This window comes from Streptomyces longispororuber, from assembly GCF_014656095.1.
GTDB classification, from domain to species: Bacteria; Actinomycetota; Actinomycetes; order Streptomycetales; family Streptomycetaceae; genus Streptomyces; species Streptomyces longispororuber.
In genome coordinates this window covers 54,875-74,851 of sequence record NZ_BNBT01000023.1, presented here as the reverse complement: position 1 = coordinate 74,851, position 19,977 = coordinate 54,875, and the positions used below count along the sequence as shown (strand labels likewise).

The 19,977-nt window shown below is 74.8% G+C and carries 11 protein-coding genes; 6 read left to right on the top strand and 5 right to left on the bottom strand.

Annotation, left to right across the window (positions count from 1 at the left end; all coding sequences use genetic code 11):
• Positions 1-447 precede the first annotated feature (447 nt).
• A complete protein-coding gene (locus tag IE330_RS10960) occupies positions 448-996 on the bottom strand; it encodes a MarR family winged helix-turn-helix transcriptional regulator (RefSeq protein ID WP_190135720.1) in 549 nt (182 codons plus the stop codon).
• Between the two features lie 103 nt (positions 997-1,099).
• Here IE330_RS10960 and IE330_RS10955 point away from each other — a divergent pair, with 103 nt between their 5' ends.
• Positions 1,100-2,377 carry an MFS transporter gene (locus tag IE330_RS10955; RefSeq protein ID WP_190135719.1) on the top strand — a complete coding sequence of 426 codons (1,278 nt, stop codon included), beginning with the start codon at positions 1,100-1,102 and terminating at the stop codon, positions 2,375-2,377.
• A 74-nt stretch (positions 2,378-2,451) separates the two neighbouring features.
• Here IE330_RS10955 and IE330_RS10950 read toward each other — a convergent pair whose 3' ends face one another.
• Complete coding sequence (locus IE330_RS10950) at positions 2,452-4,107, bottom strand: ATP-binding SpoIIE family protein phosphatase (RefSeq protein ID WP_190135718.1); 1,656 nt, start codon at positions 4,105-4,107, stop codon at positions 2,452-2,454.
• 224 nt (positions 4,108-4,331) lie between these two features.
• A complete protein-coding gene (locus IE330_RS10945; protein WP_190135717.1) occupies positions 4,332-5,687 on the bottom strand; it encodes an NAD(P)/FAD-dependent oxidoreductase in 1,356 nt (451 codons plus the stop codon).
• 373 nt (positions 5,688-6,060) lie between these two features.
• On the opposite strand from IE330_RS10945, the gene IE330_RS10940 reads away from it, so the two are divergent.
• Complete coding sequence (locus tag IE330_RS10940) at positions 6,061-6,870, top strand: TetR/AcrR family transcriptional regulator (protein ID WP_190135716.1); 810 nt, start codon at positions 6,061-6,063, stop codon at positions 6,868-6,870.
• 212 nt (positions 6,871-7,082) lie between these two features.
• Positions 7,083-9,215: a sigma-70 family RNA polymerase sigma factor gene (locus tag IE330_RS10935; protein WP_190135715.1), complete on the top strand. Its 2,133-nt coding sequence runs from the start codon at positions 7,083-7,085 to the stop codon at positions 9,213-9,215.
• A 58-nt stretch (positions 9,216-9,273) separates the two neighbouring features.
• Here IE330_RS10935 and IE330_RS10930 read toward each other — a convergent pair whose 3' ends face one another.
• Entirely contained in the window at positions 9,274-12,873 is a 3,600-nt protein-coding gene (locus IE330_RS10930) for an AfsR/SARP family transcriptional regulator (protein WP_190135714.1), read from the bottom strand.
• A gap of 479 nt (positions 12,874-13,352) precedes the next feature.
• The gene (locus tag IE330_RS10925) at positions 13,353-15,458 is read right to left on the bottom strand and encodes an asparagine synthase-related protein (RefSeq protein WP_190135713.1); all 2,106 of its coding nucleotides are present in this window, start codon (positions 15,456-15,458) and stop codon (positions 13,353-13,355) included.
• A gap of 796 nt (positions 15,459-16,254) precedes the next feature.
• Between IE330_RS10925 and IE330_RS10920 the strand changes: the two genes are divergently transcribed.
• The 3 genes from IE330_RS10920 to trmB all read left to right on the top strand — a co-directional run bounded on the left by IE330_RS10920 (position 16,255) and on the right by trmB (position 19,948).
• Positions 16,255-17,703 (top strand): NsdA family TPR-like regulatory protein, encoded by a 1,449-nt coding sequence (locus tag IE330_RS10920; RefSeq protein ID WP_190135712.1) that lies wholly within the window; start codon positions 16,255-16,257, stop codon positions 17,701-17,703.
• Between the two features lie 96 nt (positions 17,704-17,799).
• Entirely contained in the window at positions 17,800-19,008 is a 1,209-nt protein-coding gene (lhgD, locus tag IE330_RS10915) for an L-2-hydroxyglutarate dehydrogenase (RefSeq protein WP_190135711.1), read from the top strand.
• A gap of 148 nt (positions 19,009-19,156) precedes the next feature.
• Complete coding sequence (gene trmB, locus IE330_RS10910; protein ID WP_190135710.1) at positions 19,157-19,948, top strand: tRNA (guanosine(46)-N7)-methyltransferase TrmB; 792 nt, start codon at positions 19,157-19,159, stop codon at positions 19,946-19,948.
• The last annotated feature ends 29 nt before the right edge of the window (positions 19,949-19,977 follow it).

The following is a 19,977-nucleotide window of genomic DNA, read 5'->3' as shown; positions in this document are numbered from 1 at the left end:
CAAGGAACGGACGCTTCCTTTGTACTCACCCTCTTGGGTTTTCCTCCGGGCGCTTCCCTTCGGTATTTCGTGTTTCCGACTCTATCAGATCTTTCCGGCTTCCCGGTCCGTTCCGACTTCCTCGGTGCTTTCCGGCCTTTCGGCCTTCCGGCGGTGTTGACTCTATCAGATCCTTTCGGGCCTGATTCCCAGTCAACCGGGTTTGTCCTCGCGGCTGTTGGGCCGTTCCGACGTTCCAAACTTTAGCGGATTCCCCCGGCGATTCATAATCGCGCTTCCGGAATGGAATTCGGGCACGCCGAAAACTGTCCCGTGGGGAGATCGTGCTGGTGGTTTGGTGCCGCCTCAGCGGCGAGAGGTGCCGCCGCAGAACCGTTACGGCCCCGCGACAACTCGAAGTACCTTACGGACCCGGCGTGGCGGTGTCAACCCCCGCCTCCGTGAACATCAGTCGAGGTCGGTGAGACGCCCGCCGGCGTCCGGCTGGGCGTGCTCCACCCGGCGCAGCAGCCGCGTGAGCACCTCGCCGAGGACGCCCCGCTCGCCGGGGGACAGGTCCTGCAGGAGGTCCTCCTCGAAGACCGTGGCGAGGCGCATGGCCTCCAGCCACTTCTCGCGTCCCTCGTCCGTGAGCTCCACGATCACCCGTACGCGGTTGTTCTCGTCGCGCTCCCGGGTGACCAGGCCCTCGCTGACCATGCGGTCGATCCGGTGGGTCATGGCCGCCGGGGTGAGGCCGAGCCGCTTGGCCAGCTCGCCGGGGCCCATGCGGTAGGGCGCGCCGGCCAGAACCAGGGCCTTGAGGACCTCCCACTCGGCGTTGCTGATGCCGAGGGTCGCGGTCTGGCGGCCGTAGGCGACGTTCATACGGCGGTTGAGGCGGCCCAGGGCCGAGACGATCTTCTCGACCTGGGGGTCGAGGTCCTGGAACTCCCGCTGGTACGCGGCGATCTGCTCTTCGAGTGTCGGCTCTGCGGGGCCGGGGGTGTCACCCATGGGCGCAGTATGGCACGCCCTCGCTTGCCGTCGAAGTCCTTCGATGTGTATTGTTTAGATCCTAACTTTAGCTTCGAAGTCTTCACTCCTAAGGCAGGTGAAAGTGACCAAGGTGATGGGTGCCGCGATGCGCCGGATCCACGTGGGCAACGCACTGAGCGCGTTCGGCCTCGGCTTCACCGTCCCCTTCCTGTACGTGTACGTGGCACAGGTCAGGGACCTCGGCGCCGTCACGGCGGGCCTCGTGCTCGCCGCCTTCGCCGTGGCCGCGCTCATCGTGCTGCCCTTCTCGGGCCGTGCCATCGACCGTCGCGGGCCGCTGCCCGTCCTCGTCGCCGCGCTGCTGACCGCCGCCGTCGGCGCGCTGAGCCTCGGCCTGGCCGGCAGCGCCCCGCTCGTCCTGGTCTCGGCGGGCGCGCTCGGCGCCGGTCAGGCCGTCATGCAGCCCGCGCTCGCCACGATGATCGTCGAGTGCTCCACGCCGGACACCCGTACGCGCGCGTTCGCCATGCAGTTCTTCCTGCAGAACCTGGGCCTCGGCGTCGGCGGGCTCATCGGCGGCCAGCTCGTGAAGCACGAGCGGCCCGGCGACTTCACGCTGCTCTTCGCCATCGAGACCGTGATCTTCCTGGTGCTCGCCGGCATCATGCTGACCGCGCGCCTGCCCCGCTCGCCGCGGATCGCGGACGCCACGCCGCAGGCCCGGGGCAGCATGAAGGACGTCTTCCGCAACCGCGTGATGCTCCAGCTCTGTGTCCTCGGGTTCGTCCTGTTCTTCGCCTGCTACGGCCAGTTCGAGTCCGGCCTCTCGGCGTACGGCGTCGAGGCCGCCGGGATCTCGCCGTCGACGCTCGGCATCGCGCTCGCCGCCAACACCGGGGCGATCGTGCTCGCCCAGTTCGCGGTCCTGCGCTTCGTCGAGCGCCGCAGGCGCTCCCAGGTGATCGCCACCGTGGGCCTCATCTGGGCCGTCGCGTGGATCGCCGCGGGGTACGCCGGCCTCGGTCACGTCAGCCAGGCCATGGCGACCGCCGCGTTCATCTCGACGTACGCCCTGTTCGGCATCGGCGAGACCATGCTCGCGCCGACCGTCGCCCCGCTGGTCGCCGACCTGGCCCCGGAGTCGATGGTCGGGCGGTACAACTCGGCCTTCGCCCTGGTCAAGCAGCTCGCCCTGGCGGTCGGCCCGGCCGTGGGCGGCCCGATGGGCGCCACGCTGCACGCCCCGTACGTCGTGACGTTCCTGCTCTTCTCGCTCGGCATCACGGTGCTCGCGCTGCGGCTCGGCAAGCACCTCACCCCGGCGCAGAACCACCCGTACGCCCAGAAGAGCCGGATCGTGGCCCAGGGCGCCCCGGAAGCCGTGAGCGCCCACTCCTAGGAGCAGCGGTACGGACATCGTCGACTTACGCGCGCGCGTGGGCACCGCCCCCGCGCGCGTCGTCGTATCGGCCCCTAGGCGCGTGGCAGCGCGAACTCGCACCACACCGCCTTGCCGCCCCCGGGCGTACGGCGCGAGCCCCAGTTCGAGGCGATGGTCGCGACGATCGCGATGCCCCGGCCGGACTCGTCCACGGGCTCGGCGCGGCGGCGCCGGGGCAGGTGGTCGTCGCCGTCGGTGACCTCGATGATCAGGCGGCGGTCGGTGCGGCGCAGCCGCAGGCGCATCGGGGGCGTGCCGTGCTGGAGCGAGTTGGCGACGAGCTCGCTGGCCGCGAGGACGCCCAGGTCGAGCAGGTCCGGCGGGAAGCGCCAGCTCGCCAGGACGCCGGTGGCGAAGGCACGCGCGCGAGGGGCCGCCTCCACGCCGCCGAGCAGCTCCAGGGCGGCGTTGCGGAACAGGTCCGCGTCCGCGCCCGTGCGGGCGGGCTGCTGGAGGACGAGGACCGCGACGTCGTCGTCGTGGTCGGCCGTGACGCCCAGGGCGCGGATCAGGCGGTCGCAGACCACCTGGGGCGTGCCGGTGGCGCCCGCGAGGGCGCGCTCCAGGGCGGCGACGCCCTCGTCGATGTCCTCGCTGCGCCGCTCCACCAGGCCGTCGGTGTACAGCACCGCGGTGGAGCCCGGGCCGAGCGGCACGGAGCCCGAGGTGTGCAGCCAGCCGCCGGTGCCGAGCGGCGGTCCTGTGGGCTCGTCCGCGCGGTGGATGGTGCCGTTCTCGTCCCGGACGAGGATCGGCAGGTGGCCCGCCGACGCGTACGCCAGGCTGCCCTCGTTCGGGTCGTGGACCGCGTACGCGCACGTGGCGATCTGGCTGGCGTCGATCTCGGCGGCGAGGCCGTCCAGGAGCTGCAGCACCTCGTGCGGCGGCAGGTCCAGGCGGGCGTAGGCGCGCACGGCCGTGCGGAGCTGGCCCATGACGGCGGCGGCGCGGACGCCGCGCCCCATGACGTCGCCGATGACCAGGGCGGTACGGCCGCCGCCGAGCGTGATGACGTCGTACCAGTCGCCGCCGACCGCGGCGTCCGTGCCGCCGGGCTGGTAGGTGGCGGCGATGCGCAGGTCGTCGGGCTGCTCCAGCTCCTGGGGCAGGAGGGAGCGCTGCAGCGTCACGGCGGTCTCGCGCTGGCTGCGCTCGCTGGCGCGCAGCCGCTCGGCGGCCTCGGCGTGGTCGGTGACGTCGGCGGCGAACACCAGCACGCCGCCGTCCCGCGCGTCCGCCGCGGGGCCGCCCAGGGGCAGCGACACGGGGGTGCAGGTGAAGGTGTACGACCGGCCGCCGGGGGCCTTGCGGGACTTGACCGTGCGCGGCCGGGCGCTGCGCAGGACCTGGTCCATGAGGGGCAGCAGGCCGACCTCGGCCAGCTCGGGCAGCGCCTCGCGCGCGGGGGCGCCGGTGGGGCGGGGGCCGAACGCCGTCGTGTACGCGTCGTTGACGTACGCGATGCGGTGGTCGGGGCCGTGCACGAGCGCGACCAGGGCGGGGATGCTGTCGAGGACCGCGCGGGCCGGGAGTCCGTCGACGCCGTCCGGGAACGTCTGCGTGAGGCGCTCGGCGCGGGCGGCGGGGACGGAGTCACCCCGCTGTGCCGGGGAGCCACCGGTCTCGGTGCGCGCCGCGGCGCGACGCTGTGTTCCGGGGAGCCGGGCGCTCCAGCGCGTGAAGTTCACTGCGTAGGCCTCGTGATGTCGCTTCTGGATCGGGCGGGGGTGTACGGCCGGGCGTTCGGCCGGTGGCGGTGCGGCGGGCGGCGCCGCCTCCCGGGAAGACACAGCATGGCGTGGTGCGGGCCCCGGCTCTCAGGGGCCCGCTCATGGTCACACGTCCAGTCTGGCCGACCGGACTGACATCCGTCAGACGCCGGGCCCGCCCGGGGAGTTCCGGAAAGGGATCATCAGGACTCCTTCGGGCGTCCGCCTCCGGCCGCGAGTTCGAACTCCGCGCGCGGGTGTTCCAGTGACCCCAGGGAGACGATCTCGCGTTTGAACAGGCCGGACAGGGTCCATTCGGCGAGTACGCGGGACTTGCGGTTGACCGTGGGCACCCGGCTGAGGTGGTAGACGCGGTGCATGAACCACGCGGGGTAGCCCTTCAGCTTGCGGCCGTAGACGTGGGCGACGCCCTTGTGCAGTCCCAGGGAGGCGACCGAGCCGACGTACTTGTGCCGGTACTCCTGGAGGGGCTTGTCCCGCAGGGAGGCGGCGATGTTGTCGCCGAGGACCTTGGCCTGGCGCACGGCGTGCTGGGCGTTGGGGGCGCACTCCGCGCCGGGCTGCTCGGCGGTGACGTCGGGGACGGCGGCCGCGTCCCCGGCCGCCCACGCGTGCGGCGCGCCGTCGACCGTCAGGCTCGGCGTGCACCTCAGGCGGCCGCGTTCGGTCAGCGGCAGGTCCGTGGCGGCGAGCAGCGGGCTCGGCTTGACGCCGGCGGTCCACACGACCGTACGGGTGGGGAAGCGGGCGCCGTCGCTGAGGACGGCGACGCGGTCCTCGCACGTGTCGAGGCGGGTCTCCAGGCGGACGTCGATGTTGCGCCGGCGCAGCTCGCGGACCGTGTACTTCCCCATCTCCTCGCCGACCTCGGGCAGGATGCGGCCGGAGGCCTCGACGAGGATCCACTTCATGTCGCCGGGCTTGATGTTGTGGTAGTAGCGCGCGGCGTAGCGGGCCATGTCCTCCAGCTCGCCGAGGGCCTCCACGCCGGCGTAGCCGCCGCCCACGAAGACGAAGGTCAGGGCGGCGTCACGGACGGCGGGGTCGCGGGTGGAGGAGGCGATGTCCATCTGCTCGATGACGTGGTTGCGCAGCCCGATGGCCTCCTCGACGGTCTTGAAGCCGATGCCGTGGTCGGCGAGGCCGGGGATGGGCAGGGTGCGCGAGACGGAGCCGGGGGCGAGGACGAGCTCGTCGTAGGCGAGGTCGAGGGGGCCGGAGCCCTGCTCGTCGGTGGCGAGCGTGGTGAAGGACGCGGTGCGTTCGGCGTGGTCGATCGCCGTGACCTCGCCGACGACGATGCGGCAGTGGTCGAGGACGCGGCGCAGCGGGACGACCACGTGGCGCGGGGAGATCGACCCGGCCGCCGCTTCGGGCAGGAACGGCTGGTACGTCATATACGGATCGGGCGAGATCACGACGATCTCCGCCTCGCCGCGCCGCAGCTCCGGCTTGAGTTTCCGCTGGAGGCGCAGCGCGGTGTACATCCCGACGTAGCCACCGCCGACAACGAGAATGCGCACAGGTTCCGTCACCATCCCATGACGCACCCGCACTTCGTGTTTGTCCACAGGCTCGGCAATTTGTATGACCGGAAGCAGTGGGCGGCGATGGGTCGTCCACTTGGCCGAGTCCTTGGAATAAGAGCAGGTCAGAGGGGGGTGGTGGGGTGGTGGTACAGGGTGCAATCGGGTGGGAACCGGTGCGTACTCCGATCGGGGGGCACCCCGTGCGGAACCCGCCTCTTCTGAATTGACTCTGGCTCAACTATGTTCGTGTGACGTCGGGGTGTCGGGGGATGCGCTCGTCGAGTCCGGTTTGCCGGGTTCGTGCATGGCTCGCTCCTCACACGCCGGTCATCGATGACGGGGAGTGTCTCCGGGGGGAGACGTCATTACCGGGGGAAAACATATGCACATTCAGGACTCTCACTGGACTTCCGCGACAGCGCCGGCACCTGCCGTCGCCTCCAGCGGAAACGGACGGGAAGTGGGGGACGCGGCGCGTACGACACCGCTGCGTGTGGACGCGCAGCGGAATCTCGAGCACGTCCTGCGCGCCGCCCGCGAGGTCTTCGGCGAGCTCGGGTACGGCGCGCCGATGGAGGACGTGGCCCGGCGGGCCCGTGTCGGTGTCGGCACGGTCTACCGCCGCTTCCCGAGCAAGGACGTACTGGTGCGACGGATAGCCGAGGAGGAGACCTCCCGGCTGACCGAACAGGCACGCGCTGCCCTCGGGCAGGAGGACGAACCGTGGTCGGCGCTCTCGCGCTTCCTGCGGACCTCCGTGGCCTCGGGCGCGGGGCGGCTGCTGCCGCCGCAGGTGCTGCGCGTGAGCGTGGACGACGACGCCGAGGCGGCGGGCACGGCCGGCGGCGCGGCGATCACCGGGGCCGGCGTCGCGGAGGCCGCCGAGGCCCGGGTGCCGCAGCAGCGGCAGATGCCGCCGTCGCTCCCGCCGGACCTGCGGCTCGTGGAGCAGCGCTCCGCGCCGGCGCAGGAGAGCGACGACGCGGGAGCCGCGGCGCTGCTCGACGTCGTCGGGCGGCTGGTGGACCGGGCGCGGGCGGCCGGTGAGCTGCGCGCGGACGTGACGGTGTCGGACGTGCTGCTCGTCATAGCGACGGCGGCGCCTTCGCTGCCGGACGCCGCACAGCAGGCCGCGGCGTCGTCCCGCCTCCTGGACATCCTCCTGGAGGGGCTCCGGTCGCGGCCTTCGTAACCCTCGTTCGGGCCCTTACGGGTACGGAATGCTCAACCCCGATCATGTCCGCAAGGGGTTGAGCATTCCCCGAAGGGGTGAACGGTAGTGCTCCGTTCCGGTAACTCACCCCGGATGGGTGGTTGCTCGTCACCCCTATTCGACGGGGCGTCACCGTGTGGCACTCTTTCCCGCGTGTCCGGGTCTGCTAGTGCGTGCGGGGGCTTTCCGCGATGAGCGTTGACGGGCAGGACGAGCCCACCTCTCCCGGCGGTGAGCCGGAGCGCCCTCCCGGCGACGAGCCGGACCCCGTCTCTCCCGACGGCGAGCGGGGCGGCGGGCAGGGCGGGCTGCCCGCGCGGCAGGTGCCCGGCCAGGGCGGTCGCCGCGGCGGCGGAGGACCGGGCGGACGTCACGGCGGCAAGGGCGCGGGTTCCGCGTCCGGTGGCGCAGGCGAAGGGTCCGGAGCACCCGGGCCCGGCGCGAGCGTGCCGTCGCAGCGCAGCGGCGGTTCGGCCGGACCCCCGGGTTCGGCGGGCGGATCGTCCGGCGCCCACGGCGGTGACGTGCCGTCCTCGGACGCCGACCTGATCGACCGGATGCGGGCGGGCCAGGACGCGGCCTACGAGGAGCTGTACCGCAGGCACGCCGAGGCCGTGCGCCGCTATGCCCGCACCTGCTGCCGGGACGCGCACACCGCGGACGACCTCACGGCCGAGGTGTTCGCGCGGATGCTCCAGGCGGTGCGCTCCGGCTCCGGACCCGAGTACGCCGTGCGTGCCTATCTGCTGACCACGGTGCGGCGCGTCGCGGCCGGGTGGACGAAGTCGGCGAAGCGGGAGCAGCTCGTCGACGACTTCGCGGTGTTCGCCGCGCAGGCGGCCCGGGGCGCCGAGGCGTCCGACGACACCGCGTCCTTCGGCTCCTTCGGCGGGGGTCTGGACCTGGGCGCGGACGTCCGCGCCCTGCACGAGGCCGAGCAGTCGCTCGCCATGCGGGCGTTCCGCAGCCTGCCCGAGCGCTGGCAGGCCGTGCTGTGGCACACGGAGGTCGAGGACGAGTCGCCGAGTGAGGTCGCCACGCTCTTCGGGCTCGACGCCAACGGCACCCGGGTGCTCGCGAGCCGGGCCCGCGAGGGCCTCAAGCAGGCGTACCTCCAGGCCCATGTGAGCGCCGCGCTCACCCAGAGCGAGGAGTGCGCGCGCTACGCCGACCGGCTCGGCGCCTACGCCCGCGGCGGCCTGCGCACCCGTGCCGAGCGGGGCCTGCGCAAGCATCTGGAGGAGTGCGCCGAGTGCCGGCTCGCGGCCGGCCAGATCGAGGAAGTGGCCAGTGGTATCCCCGCCGTCGTGCCGATCGCGGTCATCGGCTGGTTCGGTGCCGCCGGGTACGGCAAGGTGGCCGCGCTGGTCGGCGGCGGTGCCGCGGGGGCGGGTGCCGCCGGGGCGGCGAAGGGCGGTGGCGGCGGCGCGGGCGGCGCGGCGTCCGAGGGGCTCGGCACGCCGGCGAAGGCGGGGATCGTGGCGGGTGCCGTCGTCGCGGCCGGGGTGGCCCTGGCGCTCGCGCTGGCCGGCGGCTCCGACGAGGACGAGCCGGCGAAGGCCAAGGCGCCGCCCGCCGAGCCCGTCATACCGCGCAACCCGCCGTCCTCGAAGCCGCTGCCGCAGCCCGAGACGCCCGCGCCGGTGCCGGGGCCGCTCCCGCCGGCCAAGGCCCCGCCGAGGCCCGCGCCGGAGCCCGTCCCCGAGCCGACGCCGAAGCCGACGCCGCCGGTGGAGAGGCCCGCGCCGGAGCCGCCGCCCCCGGCGCCGGAGCCGCGGCCGACACCGCCCAGGCCCACACCGACGCCCACTCCCACGCCCACCCCCACACCGTCACCCACGCCGACGCCGACGCCGACGCCGTCGCCCACGCCCACTCCCACACCCGCGCCGGTGGTCTACCAGTGGAACGAGCTGCAGTACGGCGTCATCGGCGACGGCACCAAGCCCGAGATGCGGCTCGGGGAGAGCAGTTGGGTGTGGCAGCGCCGGGGTCTTTCCGTCGCGGACACGCGGTACAGCCACGGCGTGACCGTCCACGGCACCTCCTCGGTCACCATCGACCTGAACCGGACCTGCACCGCGTACGAGGCGCTCGTCGGCGTCGACGACATGACGATGCGGCTCGGCGCGGTGCGGTTCTCCGTGTACGGCGACGGGGTGCGGCTCTGGCGGTCGCCGCTGGTGCGGGGCGGTGACCCGGCCGTGCCCGTGCACGTCGACCTGACGGGTCGCAGCACGATCCGCCTGGTCGTCGAGCCCCACACCTCGTTCGACTCGGTGGCCCTCGCGGACTGGGCGCAGTCGCGGTTCCGCTGCGTGTGAGGCGCCCGGCGCGGCGTGGCGGGGGCGAGCGGGGCCAAGGCCTGGGGCAGCCTCCGGCTCAGCCGGCCCGGTCGAGCTCCGCGAGGACGTCGTCGACGGTCAGCGCGGCGCCCGCCTCCCGCTCCCGGTCGTAGCATTCCGGGCCGAGCGCCGCGCGGGCCTCGGCCTCGACGCGGGCCGCCTCGGCGCGGTCCGGCATGGGGCGGTCGTGGCCACCGCGCCAGCGGGTGGCGAGTGCGAGCAGCCGGGCGGCACGCGTGTGCTCGCCGAGGCTCAGGAAGAGCACGGCGGCGGCGTCCACCAGGCTCGCCGTCATGACGTCCGAGCAGCGGTGGTGCAGGGCCGTCCGCAGCACCTCGGCGAGCACGGCGAGGCCGGCCCGCGGCCCGGACTCCGCGGCGGTGACCCGGGCCTCCACATGGCCGATGCCCACCGCGAACTGCGGCGGCATCGTGCCGCGCTCCCCCTCCGCGCGGGCCGCCTCGCACAGCGCCCGCGCCCGCTGCGGGTCGCCCGCGGTGAGCGCCATGTCGGCCTGCATCAGCCGCACGAAGGCGCGGGAGTCCGTCACCCCGTACCGGTCGGCCTCGGCGCTTGCCTCGTCCAGGCCCTTGGCGGCCAGCTCGCGGTCGCCCTCGCGGTAGGTGATCTCGGCGAGCCGGGCGAGCAGGAACGGGGTCTCGGCGTGCGCCCCCACCTCGTACGCGAGCCGCAGCGCCTCCTCGTACTCCGCGCGCGCCTCGGCGTGGTGGCTGCGGGCCATCGCCGCCTCGCCCGCCGCGCTGCACACCTGCGCGCGCAGCCAGCGGTCGCCCACGCGCCGGCTCAGCTCGCGCAGCTCCGCCAGGTCCTCGTCGACCCCGGCGAGGTCGCCGGGCCGGTCGATGACCGTGTGCACGCGGAACATCAGGGTGATCGAGACCTCCCAGTCACCGCCGAAGCGGCGGCAGTTGCCGACCGCCGCGTCCAGGTACGACACCACGTTGTGCGGTTCGTCGAGGAAGTACAGCGTGAACGGCCACACCAGGCCGGGGAAGCGGCCGCTCGCGGGGACGGGCCGGGCGAAGGCGTCCCGCACCCGCAGGACGTACCGCCGGGCGCGGTCGTCGGCGAGCACCTCCGAGGGACGCGACTCCAGCGTCAGGAACAGGTGCAGCATCCGCAGGGACATGCGCGGCCAGTACAGCGGGTGGTCCTCGTCCGCGAGGTCGGTGTCGAGACCGGCGTTGAGCCGGGCGGTCTCGGAGGGGAACGGCGCGAAGGCGGCCGACGACGGGGTGCTCGCCGACGGGGCGGGCGGCCGCACGGGGGACCGGGACGGCTCGGGAGGTGCGGGCGGCCGCGGTGCCGTCATGCGCAGGACACGGCTGACCCACTCGGAGCCCTCCACGCGGTAGTTGCGCAGCCACCAGAACCAGCCCATGGCGAGGGCCAGAGCGGTGGCCTGGTCCTCGTCGCACTGGGCGATGGCCCGCTGGAGTGCCGCGCGGATGTTGTCCAGCTCGGTCTCCAGGCGGCCGATCCAGGGCAGTTGCTCGGCGGAGCGCAGCAGCGGCTCGGCGCGCTCGACCAGCGCGCGCACGTACGCGCTGTGGCGGTGCTCGGCGGCCGCGCGCACCTCGGGGGTCTCGGCGGCGCGCTCGGTCGCGTACTCGTGGATGGTCTCCAGCATGCGGTAGCGCATACCGCCGTCGTCCGTGCCCGCGCCCGGCGTGGCGACGACGAGGGACTTGTCGACGAGGGCGCCGACGAGGTCGGCGGCGGGGCCGGTGCAGACGGCCTCGGCGGCCTCCAGGTCCCAGCCGCCCGCGAAGACGGACACCTCGCGCAGGACCGTGCGCTCGGCGTCGTCCAGGAGGTCCCAGGACCAGTCGACGACCGCCCGCAGGGTCTGCTGTCGGGGCAGGACCGTCCGGGCGCCGCTGGTGAGCAGGCGGAAGCGGTCGTCGAGGCGGTCGGCGATCTGCCGGGGGGTGAGCAGCCGCAGGCGGGCGGCGGCCAGCTCGATGGCCAGGGGCAGGCCGTCGAGGCGGCGGCAGATCTCGTCCACCGCCCCGGCGTCGGCGGTGGCGTCGAAGCCGGGGCGCACGGCCGCGGCCCGCTCGGCGAAGAGGCGGTGCGCCGGGTCGGGCGGCAGCGGCTCGACGGGGCGCACGGACTCGCCCGGCACGCCCAGCGGTTCGCGGCTGGTGGCGACGATCGTGAGACCCGGGCAGCGGGTGAGGAGGGTCTCGGCCAGTTCGGCGGCGGCGTCGATGACGTGCTCGCAGTTGTCAAGGATCAGGAGCAGGCTGCGCGGGGCGCAGTACTCGACCAGCAGGGCGACCGGGTCGTCCTGCGGAGCCGTCAGCTCGCTGGTCATCAGCACGGTCTCGCGCAGGCCGAGCGCGCTGACGACGGCACCGGGCACCGCCTCCGGCCGGTCGAGCGGGGCGAGCTCGGCCAGCCACGCGCTCGGATGCCCGGCGGCGGCTTCCTCGGCGAGGCGGGTCTTGCCGGAGCCACCCGGTCCGGTGAGCGTCACCAGGCGGGCCCCGTGTATGTCCGAACGGATGGCCGCGAGTTCGGGTTCCCGGCCGACGAAAGACGTCAAGCGGGGGCGGATGTTCCCCTTCCGCTCAGGGTGGGGCTCGTGTGGGTCGGGCCGATGGTGCGGGGGCTGGGGGGTGCGGTCCTTGTCCGGGCTGCGGTCCTCCGCGTCGTGGTCTTCCGCGTTGCGGCCTTCTGCGCTGCGGCCTTCCGTGCGGCGGTCATCCGCGTTGCGGCCTTCCGCGTCGCGGTCACCCACGTCGCGGTCATCCGCGCTGCGGTCTTCCACCGGGGACCGGTTCGGCTGGGGTAGCTCGGGTACGGCTGCGGCGGTGGCCGCGGTTGTGGCTGGCGCTGTGGTTGTGGTCCTGCGGCCCGGGGGGCCGGTGCCCGTTCCGGGCCTACCCGGCTCCGGCGCCGCCAGCAGTTCCGCGTGCAGCGCCCGTAGTTCCGGGCCCGGGTCGGTGCCGAGGCCGTCGGCGAGGGTGCGGCGCGCCCGCTCGTACGCGGCGAGCGCGTCCGCGCCCCGGCCCGCGTCGCGCAGCGCGCGGATGAGCAGGGCGTGCAGCGTCTCGTCGTACGGCTGCGTGGCGGTCAGCTCGCGCAGCTCCGGCAGTACGTCCAGGGCCTGCCCGAGCAGCAGGTCCGCCTCGATCCGCGCGCGCGTGGCCTCGGTGCGCCGGGCCTCCGGGCGGGTGGCCGCGGTGCGGTCGGGCAGGTCGGCGAGCGCCGGGCCGTGCCACAGCGCGAGGGCCTCGCGCAGGGTGCGGGCGGCGGTCGCGGGGTCCCCGCGGTCCAGGGCGGCGGTGCCCTCGCGGGCCAGGCGTTCGAAGCGGTGGAGGTCGATGTCGTCGGGGCGCGCGGCGAGGCGGTAGCCGCCGGGCTCCGAGGTGATGGCGTCCCTGCCGAGGGCTCTGCGGAGGCGGCCGACGAGGGCCTGGAGCGCGGCCGGGGCGTCCGCGGGCGGGTCGCCCGCCCAGATGTCGTCGATGAGGGCGTCGACGGGGGCCGCGCGGCCGGCTCTCAGGGCCAGGGCGGCGAGGAGTGCGCGGAGGCGGGGGCCGCCCACCGGGACGGGGGTTCCCTTGTCGTCGTGCGCCTCCGTGGCGCCCAGCACTCGATACCGCACGGTGTTCATTCTGGCTGGTCGGTGATCGGGGCGTCGTACCGTTTTCGCTGGGTGCCACGCCTTGGCTGCGCCGGGTGCGGGGGTGAGGCTTGGCGGAGGTGCCCCGCCTGGGCCGCACCGGGGGTCCCGCCGGGGCTGCACCCGGCGCCCTGCGTGCGGCTGCGTGGGGGTGCCCTGCCGGGGGCTCCCCAATCCCGCCCCTTCCCGAAACCATGGGGCTCCGCCCCCTGGACCCCCGTGATCGGCGCTCCGCGCCTCGTCCTCAAACGCCGGACGGGCTGAGATGACCGCCCCACCCGACCCGAGCGGAGCGAGAACGGACAGGAAGCACCACGCGCACAACACCGAACCACACCGCCCCAGGACACCCGCAGCCCGCGCCTCACCCCCAAAACACCCACGGGCCGACATGACCGCCCCACCCGGCCCGAGCGAGCGAGGGCGGACGGGCTAGGGCGCCCCGCGCCAGACCCGTAGCCCTACCCCGGCAGCGAATGCGGGGCCCGCCCCGCTCCCAGGGACCCCTGCTGTGGCACCACCGTTCCCGTGGGTACCGCGCGTTGGCGGGCCGGGGTGCCGGTCCAGCAGGTTCCCCTGCGGGACAGCAGGCGGCGCAGCCACACCTCCGTGGCGACCAGGTCGGCGAGGCCGTCCAGGGGGACCGGTTCGCCCTCGGCCGCCGCCCGCAGGGCCTTGCGGACCACGCGGGCCTCCACCAGGCCCGCCTGGGCGAGCAGGGGGGCGTCGAAGAGTGCCACCAGGCCGTCCACGGCCACCCGCAGCCCGGTGCGGGCGGCGGCCGCGTTCGAGGCGTGGGACGGCGCGCCCCAGCCGGGCGGGAGCTCGGTGACCCCGGAGCCCTCCAGGACGCTGCGCAGGATCTCGGCGCGGGCCCCGGGGCGTACCCGTAGGGACTCGGGGAGGGCGCGGCAGGCGCGGACGACCTGGTTGTCCAGGAACGGCGCGTGCAGGCGCTGGGAGCGCACTTCCGCGGCCTGTTCGAGGATGCGGAGGTCCGCGGCGTGCCGGTAGAGGGCCGCCCGCGCGCGGAACTCACCGGGGCGCTGCCCGGGGCCCGGCCCGGGGCGCGTCGTCGTCTCCTGGAGACGAACCGATACTTCAGCGAGGGCCTCACCGGTCAGCCAGCGCGCGGCCGGCCCCGGTCTGGCCCAGGCGAGGGCCGCGAGCGAGGCCCCGACGGCGCCGCCGGGCTCCTCGAAGCGGCGGTGCAGGAGCCGGTCGGCCAGGGTCTCCACGCCCGCGCTGTGGGCCGTACGGGCGAGGCGGCGCGCGGCCCCGTACACGCGCGCGGGCACCAGGACCGAGCCCTCGGCCTTGGCCAGGGCGGTCACCGGGCGCACCAGGTGCCGTCGTTTGCGGTCCATGAGGAGGTCGGCCAGGCGCGCGGGGTGGGCGTCGAGCACCTGCCGCGCGCCGTAGCCGGTGAAGTGGTCGGCGCTGCCCGAGGCGAGCCGGACGCGGTGGCGCTGGGCGGCGACCAGGACGCCGCTGGGCTCGTCGGTGAGCGGCACGTCCAGGTCGGCGTACGGCAGGACCTCCTCGCCGCCGGTGACGACGACGTGGTGCAGCCGCGGGTTGGCGGCGATGGCGCCCGCGCGCTCCAGCTCGGCCTCTCGGCCGCCGGTGGCGAGGTCGTTGAAGGTCACGGCGAGGAGCCGCTCGCCCGCCCCGGTGCCGTGGCCGAGGACGGTGCCGGGCACCCCCGGGAGGCCGGCGGCGAGCAGGGCGAGGGTGCCGGACGCGGGGCCTCCGGAGAGGTCGGCGCCGATGCCGGGCACCGGCATGCCGCGGGCCGCGCGCCGCTCGGCGGGGCCCATGCCGGGCACGGGCCCGGGGTCGATGTCCGGCACGTGGCGCGGGGCCCGCAGGCGCGCGCGTACGGCCTCGACGAGGGCGTCCCGGACGCCGTCGACCGCGCTGGCCTCGTCGGTGGGGGGTGCCGCGACGGCGAGCGACGCCACGGGCTCGTACCCGGCGACCTCCCGTGCGCCCGCGCGGAGGATGAGGGCATGCCCCGGGGGCACGCGACGCACGCCCTGGTACGGCGTCGAGTCGAGCAGCGCCTCGGGCACGTCGGGGGCGGCGAGCAGGGCGGCGAGGTGGCCGATGTCCAGGTCGGCCTCGATGAGGTCGGCCAGCGGCAGGGCGGCGGTCGCGTAGGCCGTGCCGTCCGCCCAGGGGGTGTAGAACACGGGCCGGGCGCCCGCCAGGTCACCGGCGATCATCACGCGGCGGCCGACCTGGACGACGGCGGTGTAGCTGCCGGGCCACGCGGTGAGGTGCCGCAGGGCGCCGCCGCGGGCGGCGAACAGGCTGACCCGGAGCTCCTCGTCGCTGGCGCCGCAGGTGCCGAGCACGGCGATGCGGGTCCGGTCGTCGGCCTTGACCGTGCGCACCTCGTCGGGGCGCCAGTCGCCGACGGCCCACAGGGGGTCGGGGTCGCCCCACAGGAGCTGGGACCCCACGGGGTGCACGGTCTCGCCGTCGTCCCCGGTGGCGCCCGCCGCGCCGACGGCGGCCGAGGGCCTCGCGGTGGTACTGCTCCACCCCACCAACCACCGCATCGCCGCCTCCACAGGCTGTGGACAACCAGTGCACCCGTCCGACCGAGGGACTGGGGACCCATGCTGCCACGAAGGCGGCGCACGAGAGGGCCCGCGACGGCGCTCGTACCGGCGCGAACACGCCCAGGATGATCGTTCGTTGAGGCGGCAACGACGTAGGCGGAGGAGGCGGCGGACGTCGGCGACGTCGGCACGGGACCCCGACGAGGGCCGCAGAGGGAGCCGACGGCGTCGGCCCGGGCGTGTCGGGCGGTCCGGGCACGGGCAGGCGACAGCGATTTTCGGCCAAATCAGCCATGGCCGAACACGCCCCCCAGGGGCGGAACGGCGCACGCACAGCCCGGGAGGCGGTGCTCGCCTCCCGGACCGGTCCGCCGCCCGCGGGGATGGAGGCGGCGGTGTCCCCCAGCCCGCTGACTCCAGCGCAGCGGGCCGACCCACGCGTCATCCATGGAAACGCTCCCCCGGTGGCCGTAGAAGAGCGCACACACAGGCGCACGGCCACACACCCGGAGCACGCCCCGACGGCGCCGCACGCCCGTACGGACAACAATCCCGCCATCCGGAACTGCGCCTCTTAACGCTTGGGATTCACCGAACTACGCTGGGTGTGCTGTTGTTCTCGCGGAGGCATATACCTGGGGGCTCGGCCACGCGCGCTTGCGGCCGGGATCGGGGGAGCGGCGCGCGACCCGCCGTACGCACCGAGGACCCCCGGTCGCCGCCCCCGGGGGAACGCGGCGCGAATGCCGCGCGGTCACACCTGCCGGCAGCCGTCTGTGTCGAGGGGTGGCGCATGTCCAGGGAGCAACGCGGGCCGAACGAAAAGCTCGGCACCGTTCTCGCCCTCGCGGGAATCAGCAACGCGGGACTCGCCCGCAGGGTCAACGACCTCGGCGCCCAGCGCGGGCTGACCCTCCGGTACGACAAGACCTCGGTGGCCCGGTGGGTATCCAAGGGCATGGTGCCGCAGGGCGCCGCGCCGCACCTGATCGCCGCCGCCATCGGGCAGAAGCTCGGCCGGCCGGTGCCCCTGCACGAGATCGGCCTCGCCGACGCGGACCCCGCGCCCGAGGTGGGCCTCGCCTTCCCGCGCGACGTCGGCGCCGCCGTGAAGTCGGCCACCGAGCTGTACCGCCTCGACCTCGCGGGCCGCCGCGCCGGAGGGGGCGGCATCTGGCAGTCCCTGGCCGGCTCCTTCGCCGTCAGCGCGTACGCCACGCCCGCGTCCCGCTGGCTGATAACCCCGGCCGACAGCTCCGTCGCGCGCGACGCCAGCCGCGAGGGGCCGCGGGACGCGGCCCGGGCGGACGACGGCGGCGCGCCGATGAAGGTCGGCCACAGCGACGTGCTGAAGCTGCGCGAGGCCGCCGAGGACGCCCGGCGGTGGGACTCCAAGTACGGCGGCGGGGACTGGCGCTCGTCCATGGTCCCGGAGTGCCTGCGGGTCGAGGCGGCGCCGCTGCTGCTCGGCTCGTACTCGGACGAGGTGGGCCGCGCCCTGTTCGGCGCCACCGCCGAGCTGACCCGGCTCGCCGGGTGGATGGCCTTCGACACCGGCCAGCAGGAGGCCGCGCAGCGGTACTACATCCAGGCGCTGCGCCTGGCCCGCGCGGCGGCCGACGTCCCCCTGGGCGGCTACGTCCTCGCGTCCATGTCCCTCCAGGCCACCTACCGCGGCTTCGGCGACGAGGGCGTCGACCTCGCCCAGGCCGCCCTGGAGCGCAACCGCGGCCTCGCCACCGCCCGGACCATGAGCTTCTTCCGCCTCGTCGAGGCACGCGCGCACGCGCGCGCCCATGACGCGCAGGCGGCCGGGGCCGCGCTGCGGGCCTCCGAGGGCTGGCTGGAGCGCGCCCGCGACGGCGACCACGACCCGTCGTGGCTCGGCTTCTACTCCTACGACCGGTTCGCCGCCGATGCCGCCGAGTGCTACCGCGACCTGAAGGCCCCCCGCCAGGTCCGGCGCTTCACCGAGCAGGCCCTGTCGCGGCCCACCGAGGAGTTCGTCCGCTCCCACGGCCTGCGGCTCGTCGTCTCCGCCGTCGCCGAGCTGGAGTCCGGGAACCTGGACGCCGCCTGCGAGCAGGGCGTCCGGGCCGTGGAGGTCGCCGGGCGCATCTCCTCCGCCCGCACCACGGAGTACGTGAAGGACCTCCTGCACCGGCTCGAACCCTACGGCGACGAGCCGCGGGTGGTGGAGCTGCGGGAGCGGGCGCGCCCGCTGCTGGTCGCCCCGGCGTGAGCGGGGCCGCGCGGCCCCGCGTCCCGAGTGCTCAGGACCACGTTTACCGGCGTTGTCAGTGGCGCAGGGCACTATCGGGGTGGGAGGTGAGGAGCGATGGGTCGGGGTGCCGTGACGTACGACTGTGACGTGCTCGTCGTCGGGGGCGGGATCGTCGGGCTCTCGGTCGCGCACGCCCTGACCCGTGCCGCGCCCGGGACCCGCGTGACCGTCCTGGAGAAGGAGGCCGGCCCCGCCCGCCACCAGACCGGGCGGAACAGCGGCGTGATCCACAGCGGGATCTACTACCGCCCCGGCTCGCTGAAGGCACGATTCGCCGTGCGCGGCGCCGCCGAGATGGTCAAGTTCTGCGCCGAGTACGACATCCCGCACGAGGTCACGGGCAAGCTCGTCGTCGCCACCGACCGGTCCGAGCTGCCCCGCCTGCACGCCCTCGTCCAGCGCGGCCGGGAGAACGGCATCCCGGTGCGCGAGCTCGGCCGCGCCCAGATAGCGGAGTACGAGCCGGAGGTGCGCGGCCTCGCCGCGATCCACGTCGGCACCACCGGCATCTGCGACTACGGCGCGGTCGCCGAGCAGCTCGCCCGCGCCTCCGGCGCCGAGCTGCGGTACGGCGCGGAGGTGGTCCGCGTCGACCGGCGCCCCGGCCTCGGCGCCGCCGTGCGCACCGCCCGCGGCGACGTGGTGCGCGGCAAGGTCCTCGTGAACTGCGCCGGGCTGCACTGCGACCGCGTGGCCCGCCTGGCCGGTGACGACCCCGGCATGCGGATCGTGCCCTTCCGGGGGGAGTACTTCACCCTCACGCGGCCCGAGCTGGTGCGCGGCCTGGTGTACCCGGTGCCGGACCCGGCCTTTCCCTTCCTCGGCGTCCACCTCACCCGCGGCGTCGACGGCGGCGTCCACGTGGGGCCGAACGCGGTGCCCGCGCTCGCCCGCGAGGGGTACGACTGGGGGGTCGTACGGCCCCGGGAGCTCGCCGGGACGCTCGCCTGGCCGGGCTCCTGGCAGATCGCCCGGCGGCACTGGCGGTACGGGGCCGGGGAGCTGCGGCGCTCGGTGTCCAAGGCGGCGTTCACGGACGCGGTGCGCAGACTCCTTCCTGCCGTCACGGCGGCGGACCTGGTGCCCTCCCCGGCGGGGGTGCGGGCCCAAGCCGTGCTGCGGGACGGGACGCTCGTCGACGACTTCCTGATACGGGAGGGCGACCGGACGGTGCACGTCCTGAACGCGCCCTCCCCCGCGGCGACCGCCTCCCTCCCGATCGGCCGCGAGGTGGCCCGCCGGGTCCTGGCCGCGCTGCGCTGAGCCTGGCGCGGTCGCCGAGCGCGTGCATCGGCCTTCGGCCTCGTCCTCGACCGCCGGACGGGCTGGATTCCCCGCAGCCCCCTGGACCGGTACGAAGCGGGTACGGGGAGCCCCGGCCGGGTGCGGCCGCACTAAAATCGGTGGCACTGTGTCTGAGAACTCCCGCCCGAAGGGCGCCCCCCGCTTTCCCGAAGGTCCCGCCCCCGACCCGTCCGGCGGCCGGTTCGAGCGGCGCATCCGCAGCTTCACGCCGCGCCGCAGCCGCGTCACCACCGCTCAGGGCGACGCCCTGCGGCGGCTGTGGCCGAAGTGGGGCTTCGACATCGACGGACAGCGGGTGCTGGACCTGGCGGAGCTCTTCGGCACCGAGGCGCCCGTCGTCCTGGAGATCGGCTTCGGGATGGGCGAGGCCACCGCCCAGATGGCGGCGGCGGACCCCGGCACCTGCATCCTCGCCGTGGACGTGCACACCCCCGGCCAGGGCAACCTGCTGAACCTCGCGGACCGCGCCGGCCTCACCAACGTCCGGGTCGCCAACGGCGACGCCGTGATCCTGCTGCGCGAGATGCTCGCCCCACAGAGCCTGGACGGCGCCCGGGTGTACTTCCCCGACCCCTGGCCCAAGGCCCGCCACCACAAGCGGCGCCTGATCCAGCCGGACTTCCTGACGCTGCTCGCGCCCCGCCTCAAGCCCGGCGCGGTGCTGCACTGCGCCACGGACTGGGAGCCGTACGCGGAGCACATGCTGGAGGTGCTCACCGCGCACCCCGACTTCGAGAACACCCAGGAGGACGGCGGATACGCGCCGCGCCCCGACTTCCGCCCGCTCACCCGCTTCGAGGGCCAGGGGCTCAGGAAGGGCCACGTCGTCCACGACCTGCTGTTCCGCCGCACCGCCACGCCGAGCGGGGTTCAGGACACCGCCCCGACCCAGGCCTGAGGCACCGTCGCGGGCCGCTCCAACCCTCG